The 5,134-nt window shown below is 72.7% G+C and carries 3 protein-coding genes; 2 read left to right on the plus strand and 1 reads right to left on the minus strand.

Going from position 1 to position 5,134, the window contains the following annotated elements; all coding sequences use genetic code 11:
• The first annotated feature begins 536 nt into the window (after window positions 1-536).
• Entirely contained in the window at window positions 537-2,219 is a 1,683-nt protein-coding gene (locus tag LCE31_RS06240; protein WP_225012968.1) for a M4 family metallopeptidase, read from the plus strand.
• A gap of 277 nt (window positions 2,220-2,496) precedes the next feature.
• Window positions 2,497-3,414, plus strand: coding sequence for a squalene/phytoene synthase family protein (locus tag LCE31_RS06245; protein ID WP_225012969.1), 918 nt, complete (start codon window positions 2,497-2,499; stop codon window positions 3,412-3,414).
• 162 nt (window positions 3,415-3,576) lie between these two features.
• Here LCE31_RS06245 and LCE31_RS06250 read toward each other — a convergent pair whose 3' ends face one another.
• Window positions 3,577-4,815: an alginate lyase family protein gene (locus LCE31_RS06250; RefSeq protein WP_374118416.1), complete on the minus strand. Its 1,239-nt coding sequence runs from the start codon at window positions 4,813-4,815 to the stop codon at window positions 3,577-3,579.
• Between the last annotated feature and the right edge of the window lie 319 nt (window positions 4,816-5,134).

The raw sequence follows: 5,134 nt of genomic DNA on the forward strand, positions 1-5,134 counted from the left end.
GCGCGCTCCCCGCCAGCGCGTCGGCGGTCCGTCCCGCCCCCTCCCCTCGCTTCGGGGGGGCCCCCCCCCCCCCCCCCCCCCCCCCCCCCCCCCCCTTTCTCGATCCCGGCCCGCGCGCCGGCGTCGGCAACTCCCGACACGTGATTCAGCCGCGCTCTCGGGCCGAGCCCTCCGGTCCCGGCCGGCACGGCATGGCGCTCAGGCCCATTCCCGTCGCGGCTTGATTCTTTCGGTCGCACAGAAACGTGTGCGGTGGGCCCGTGGACCATCGGGCGGGCGTCAGGACCGGGCCGCTACGTCCGGGTTGCGTCCTGTTTCCCCGCCCGTCACGTGGATGCCGTAACAGGGCCGCAACACCCGGGCGAGGGGCGGCGGAACGCTCGCCACCGGCGGTTTCCGGTCAATCGAATGACGCGCTCCTGACAACAACACAGCCCGCCTGCGAGTCTTCCTGCGTTCGGCAGAGCTCGGACATGCTCATGCCAACGCCGGGCGCCTACCCCGTGCCCGGTACCCCCCTCGCACAAGGAGACCGCGTGAGATCCACGCCCAAAAGCCGCGCCGTGACCATCGGTGCCGCCGTCGCCGCAGCCGCGCTCCTGGCCGTCGGTGTCCAGGCGGGCACCGCCTCCGCAGGCGCCGCGAGCGCGCCCGGTGTCGCACCCGCCGCGCTGATCGCGGCGGGCTCGGACGCCCGCCCCGGCGCCCTGCCCCGCGAGCTGAGCGCGTCGCTGCACGCCCAGCTGATAGCCAAGGCCGAGGCCGGCACCACGGCCGCGGCCAAGAAGCTCGGGCTCGGCGCGCAGGAGAAGCTGGTCGTCAAGGACGTCGTCCAGGACGTCGACGGCACGACGCACACCCGCTACGAGCGCACCTACCAGGGCCTGCCCGTACTCGGTGGCGATCTGATCGTCGCGACCTCGTCCGCCGGGACCACGAAGTCCGTCGACAGGGCGTCCTCCGCCGGCCTCACGGGCGTCTCCACGACGGCCGCCGTCACGCCCGCGACCGCCAGGAAGCAGGCGCTGAGCGCCGCGGCCTCGGCCGGGTCGTCCAGGACAGCGCCCGACGCCGCGCCGCGCAAGGTCGTGTGGATGGCCGAGGGCTCCCCCGTGCTGGCGTACGAGACGGTCGTCGGCGGCTTCCAGGAGGACGGCACGCCGAACCAGCTGCACGTCGTCACCAACGCCGTCACCGGCAAGAAGATCTTCCAGTGGCAGGGCATCGAGACCGGCGTCGGCAACACGGAGTACAGCGGGAAGGTCACCCTCAACTCCGTGAAGTCCGGGTCCACGTACCAGCTCACCGACAGCGCGCGCGGCGGGCACAACACGTACGACCTCAAGCGCGGCACCAGCGGGCGCGGGACCCTCTTCTCAGGACCCGACGACACGTGGGGCGACGGCACCGCCGCCAACAACGAGACCGCCGCGGCGGACGCCGCCTACGGTGCCGGGCTGACCTGGGACTACTACAAGGACGTGCACGGCCGCACCGGCATCGCGGGCGACGGCAAGGGGGCGTACTCCCGCGTGCACTACAGCAGCGGCTATGTGAACGCGTTCTGGGACGACTCCTGCTTCTGCATGACGTACGGCGACGGCGCGGGGAACAAGGACCCGCTCACGGCGATCGACGTGGCCGGGCACGAGATGTCCCACGGCGTCACCGCCGCCACGGCCGGCCTGGTGTACTCCGGGGAGTCCGGCGGCCTGAACGAGGCCACCTCGGACATCTTCGGCACCTCTGTCGAGTGGTACGCGAACAACGCCTCGGACCCGGGCGACTACCTGATCGGCGAGAAGATCAACATCAACGGCGACGGCACCCCGCTGCGCTACATGGACCAGCCGAGCAAGGACGGCGCCTCCGCCGACTACTGGTCCTCCAGCACCGGCCGGCTCGACGTGCACTACTCGTCCGGTGTCGCGAACCACTTCTTCTACCTCCTGTCCGAGGGCAGCGGCGCGAAGACCATCAACGGCGTGAAGTACAACTCGCCGACGTCGGACGGCAAGGCCGTGACCGGTATCGGCCGCGACAAGGCCGAGCAGATCTGGTTCCGCGCGCTGAGCACGAAGTTCACCAGCAACACGAACTACGCGTCGGCCCGTACGGGCACCCTCGCCGCCGCCGCCGACCTGTACGGAAGCGGCTCCGCCGAGTACACGGCGGTGGCGAACGCCTGGGCCGCCGTGAACGTGGGCGCCCGCCCGTAGCGCGGCGCCCGGGGCCGCCCCCGGGGGCCCCCCCGGGCCCCCCGGGGGCCCCCCCCCCGCCCGGGGGGCCCCCCCCCCGCCGGGGGGGGGCCGGGGGGGGCCGGGGGGGGCCCCCCGCCCCCCCCCGGGGCGCCCCCCCGGGGGGGGGGGGGCCCCCCCCCGCGGGGGGGGGCCCCCCCCCCCCCCTCTCCCGCTCCCGGACCGCGCCGGGTCGTTACCCTGGACGCTGTCCGTTGTGCCGGGTACCGAGTACCGCCCCTCTTCCTGGAGTCTGTCCGTGCGTTCATGGCGTCGTTGTCTGGATCTCGCGGGGGTGCGGTCGGCCGGGCTGCGCGCCGACTACACCGCCGCCGCGCGCTATCTGCGCCGCAGGGAGCCCGCGCTCTACGGCGTGGTGCGCCTCCAGGCTCCGGCGGGTTTCCTGCCGCACGCGCTGACGGGCGCCTCGATGCTCGGGTTCACCGACGACGTGTGCGACAAGGGCACTCCGGACGCGCGCGTGCGGCAGCTCGACGCCTGGACCGCCCATGTGACGCGGGCCCTGGACACCGGCGACTCGCACCATCCGCTGCTGCGGGCCTTCGTGCACTCGGCCGAGGCGGTGGGCCTGCCGCGCCACTGGTTCGACACCTACCTGGCCGGCACCAGGATCGACCTGGAGTTCCCCGGGTTCGCCGACGAGGCCGCGTACCAGCACTACATCGACACCCTGACCTGGCCCGGGATCATGCTGAGCACCGGCCTGACCCCGCATCTCGTGCCCGACGACGAGTTCGCCGCGTCCTGCCGGCTCGTCGCGGACGCCTGCCAGCGCACCGACCTGCTCACCGACCTCACCGAGGACGTCGCGGAAGGCCGGTTCGCGCTCCCGCGCTCCGACCTGGAGCACTACGGCGTGACCCGCGAGGACCTGGAGCGGGGCCACGCCACCCCCGCCGTCGGCGCCCTGGTGCTCGCCACCGCGGACAAGGCCCGCGCGACCCTGCTGGAGGCGGGCCGCGTCGTCGCGCAGGTCCCCCTCGAATACCGTCCGCTCGTCCGGGTCCTGCTCGGCCTCTACCACCACCGCCTGGACGTCATCGGCACGATGGCCGCCGACGTCGTACGCCGCCCGGTCCGCGACAACCCTGCCGACTGCCTGCGTCTGGTGTCCCACGCGCGCCAGGAGCCGCTGTCCGTGGAACTCTCCGCCTGACAGCGACGGCGGGCGGAGCCCACCGGCCCACCCGGTCCGGGCCGGTCCGAGCGGGTCCCGTACGGTCCCCGGGACCGGCGGCGCCCCGGGCGGCGTCGGGTTGGGGTTTGTTCCCTCCGCCGGCCGGGGCGCGCGAGCCCGGCAAGGTCCGAACGGGAGGGCCTAGTTGGGGTTCTCGGCGTTGGTGAGCGTCTCCCAGGCGACGAACAGGTCGTTCGAGCCCGCGGGGCGCTGGGACTCGGTCAGGGCCTGGGTCTGGGTCATGGCGACGCCCTTGCGGGTGTGCAGCGCGTTGAAGCCGACCTCGGTGATCGGGCCGAGGCCGAGTGTGAGGCTCTTGCCCGGGCACAGGTCGGAGGGCTTGGACGCGGAGCCCGTCTGGAACTTGGACTGGAAGCCGAGGGCCTGCCGCAGCCGCTCGCCGACCTGGGGGTAGAGGTCCTGCCCCTGGATGCGCGCGGTCTCGTAGACGTGCCCGATGTTGGAGATGCCGTAGCCGGTGTGGGTGAAGTCGCGGCAGGTCTCCTGGGTGACGCCGGCCATGGACGCGTTGAACGTCGACTGGCCCTGCCAGTAACTTACGATCTTGTCCCGGGTGTTGAGGTTCTGGCTCGGCACCGTCTTCGGCAGGTCGCCGTCCGTCGGCAGGTAGACGTAGGCGGCCGTGCGGGTCAGGTACTTGGAGATGGCCGTGTCGTAGTCCGTCTTGTCGTCCAGGTAGACGGAGATGCTCACCGCCGCCTCCATCATCGTCAGCTCCCAGTTCCCGTTGGAGTTGGAGCCCTTGATGAGGGTGGGCATGTACACGTTGCGCAGCATGGTGTCGAACCGGGACTCGTTCGGCCAGTTGCCGTACACGTGCTTGATGATCTCCGCGGCTTTCGGCCAGGAGGCGCCCGCCCATCCGGTCTGGAGCGGGGCGTTGGAGTTGGTGTGCTCCTGGAGGGTGGCCGACCAGGCGTCCATCAGCTTGATCGACTCCTGCGCGTACCGGTCGTCGCGGGTGATGTACCAGGCGAGGGCGTCGGTGTACGCGGCGATCGCGTCCTGGCGCTCGTCGGTGCAGCCGTTGTTGGGGTTGGAGTACGAGCCGCACTCGACGTTCGCCCGGGGCTTGGGCGTCCGGTTCAGGTCGGCGTACTTGCTGGAGATCATCTGGTTGTAGGCGGACTTCCAGGGCTCCGCGTTCGCCTGGACCTTGCTCCGTACGAAGTCGAGTTGGGCGGTGTCCAGGTTGACGCCCGGGTGGACGAAGGCGGCGGGCGCCGCGGCCACGGCGGGCGTTGCCGCGGGGTGGACCGTCGTGGTGGTGGCCGAGGCGGGCGCCATGCAGAGGGCGGCGGTGACACCGGCGAGTGCGGTGCCGAGGCCGAGGAGGCGCGAGGTCTTTCCGGTGCGCATGTGGGGATGCCTTCCGGTGGAGGATGCCGAGGGCGCTCCAACTCCACTCGCCGGCGGGCAAGTTGTTCACTGACATGAACAGCGGGTGGAGTTGTGAACGTATTGACAGGGAAGGTAGAGCCGCCGCACAGCGCGCGTCAAGGTCTGTACCTTTACTGGTTGAGGGATGTACGGGACCAACGCACGGCGCCCCCCCCCCCCGGGGGGGGCGGGGGGCCCGGGGGGGGGGGCCCCCCCGGGGGGGGGGGCGGGCCCCCCCCCCGGGCCCCCCCCGCGGGGCCCCCCCCCGCCGGGGGGGGGGGCCCCCGGCCGGCGGCCG

The sequence above is a fragment of the Streptomyces sp. 8L genome (assembly GCF_020176795.1).
GTDB lineage: Bacteria > Actinomycetota > Actinomycetes > Streptomycetales > Streptomycetaceae > Streptomyces.

Excerpts from the sequence above, each read along its gene's own strand:
- LCE31_RS06250 (WP_374118416.1), bottom strand. The coding sequence starts at position 4,815 with ATGCGCACCGGAAAGACCTCGCGCCTCCTCGGCCTCGGCACCGCACTC.